Source organism: Neisseria sp. HMSC078H04, from assembly GCF_001838135.1.
GTDB lineage: Bacteria > Pseudomonadota > Gammaproteobacteria > Burkholderiales > Neisseriaceae > Neisseria.
Map to the genome: position 1 here is coordinate 1571 of NZ_KV835843.1, position 2209 is coordinate 3779.

Genomic DNA, 2209 nt, shown 5'->3' on the forward strand with positions numbered 1-2209 from the left:
ATCAGGTTGTAATGCAGTCCGGTCTCTTCATCATAATACTGGTTTTGCAGTCGGAACGGCTGATGTGCATCCTTATAAACGCGTTCATCCTTTTTCAGACGACCCCAGGCGGTGTATTTGCCGTACCACAGAAGATTGCCGTGGATATCGGTCATCTCGCGCGGTATGCCGATTTGGTCGTTGTGGAAATAGGCGAGGTATTGTTTGCCATCTTTGGCGTTGTCAAAGATTTGCGCCAGCGGTTCGTAGCTGTCTTGGTCGGTGTAGATATAGGTATAGCTGCCTTTGTAGGTGTACTCCTGCAACAAGCTGCTGCCTTCCCAGACGAAGTGGGTGCGTTTCGGATCGGTACTCGTCCAGGCGAGTTTGTCTTGGCGCTCTTTGGAAAGGCGGCGTCCGAACGGGTCGTAGGCGTATGTCCAGATTTCGGTGTTGCCGACGGGCTTTTTGATTTCGGCGCGGACGAGTTGGTTTTCTAAATCGTATTGGTAATATTGGTTTTCGCCATTAGGCAACTGGCGGTAGATCAGGTTGTTAAAGAACAAATGGTTCAGACGACCTCAAAGAAGATATTGAGGCCGTCTGAAAACCTTGCGTTGGATTCAATGCTTTATCTAGATGGCGATTATCATGTTTTTTATTTAAGCATAGTTTAATTTAAAAACAACAAGCTTCCCCTCAGGATATTTACCTTCCCATCCACAAGGCCAAAACCCTTTAAAATAAGCATCTTCTATCATATTCCAAATAGGATGATTTTTCTTATATTTGTTGTTTAAATAACAATTAAATAAATCGGCATCTATATCACTAAATAAACTATCTTTTAATCCCTCCTCTAAGTGCAAGGAATTTAATTTTTTTTCAATTGCAGGAACAGCATATTCATCCCAAAAATTGTCATCTTCATCTGTAGATAGCTTTAAAATTAGTGAGTTTGATTCACGCAAATCCGCCCAAACAGTCTCTAAATCATACTGCTGATATGCATATCTTTGTGCTACTGAAATATCTTGAATAATTTTCCATCGGCTGTTTTGAAAATTACCTGATACTTCTAATAAATTATTTTTTATAAATTCTAATATTATATTCATGATGTTACTCCTTATTATGTTAAGTAATTAATCCAATCTTGTTTTGTTGTCGGTTTATATAAAGACATACTTCCTGACTTAAGTGCCTTATGAATTTTGGATTGTAATGATTGAATTTTTCTAGCCTTTTCTCTATCACATTTAGAATTTTTATCAATATTATCTACTATTCCCATAATTGCTTGGTTATATCCTCTATGATAGCCCTTATGTTTAGAACGGGTAGTCCCTTTAGATAGAGATTCCGGTAACATAATTCCGTTACCTTTTCCATTAAGTTTAAATAATCCTTGTTTTTCTAGGCGTTGTAACAGTGGAGAATTATTAAACACCTCTACCGGAATTTTATGATGCGCTTGACGACCAGACCACCGAGTAGATTTAGTAATTGCTTCTCCCAACAGCTGAGAATTATTTTTAAGCCCCCAAACATCAACCCACTCCTGCACATTCGGAGCAAACTGATATAAATTATCCCCACCCAACAACCCAATCGGGTCCTGATTCACAAACCGACCTGCCTCAGGCTCGTAATAGCGCATCAGGTTGTAATGCAGTCCGGTCTCTTCATCGAAGTATTGGTTTTGCAATCTGAACGGCTGGTACGCATTCCGATAGACCCGCTCATCCTTTTTCAGGCGACCCCAGGCGGTGTATTCGCCGTACCACAGAAGATTGCCGTGGATGTCGGTCATTTCCCTCGGTATGCCGATTTGGTCGTTGTGGAAATAAGCGAGGTATTGCTCTTCGTCTTGGTTATTGTGGAAGACTTGGGCTAAAGGTTCGTAGCTGTCTTGGTCGGTGTAGAGATAGGTGTAGCTGCCTTTGTAGGTATACTCTTGTAATAGGCGGCTGCCGTCCCAGACGAAGTGGGTGCGTTTGGGGTCGGTACTCGTCCAAGCTAGTTTGTCTTGGCGTTCTTTGGAAAGGCGTCTTCCGAACGGGTCGTAGGCGTATGTCCAAATCTCAGTATTGCCGGCTGACTTTTTGATTTCGGCGCGGACGAGTTGGTTTTCGAGATCGTATTGGTAATATTGGTTTTCGCCGTTGGGCAGCTGGCGGTAAATCAAATTACCCAAGGCGTCGTAGGTGTATTCGATGCCGTTGTATTC

Annotated in this window: 3 protein-coding genes; all 3 read right to left on the minus strand. The window is 42.1% G+C overall.

The window, feature by feature from the left end:
• The coding region (locus tag HMPREF2560_RS11260; protein WP_070873763.1) for an RHS repeat domain-containing protein at positions 1–545 on the minus strand (545 nt) is incomplete at its 3' end.
• A 96-nt stretch (positions 546–641) separates the two neighbouring features.
• Positions 642–1097, minus strand: coding sequence for a hypothetical protein (locus HMPREF2560_RS05505; RefSeq protein ID WP_070608589.1), 456 nt, complete (start codon positions 1095–1097; stop codon positions 642–644).
• Between the two features lie 14 nt (positions 1098–1111).
• A partial coding sequence (locus HMPREF2560_RS10900; protein ID WP_210400416.1) for an RHS repeat-associated core domain-containing protein occupies positions 1112–2209 on the minus strand: 1098 nt, incomplete at its 5' end.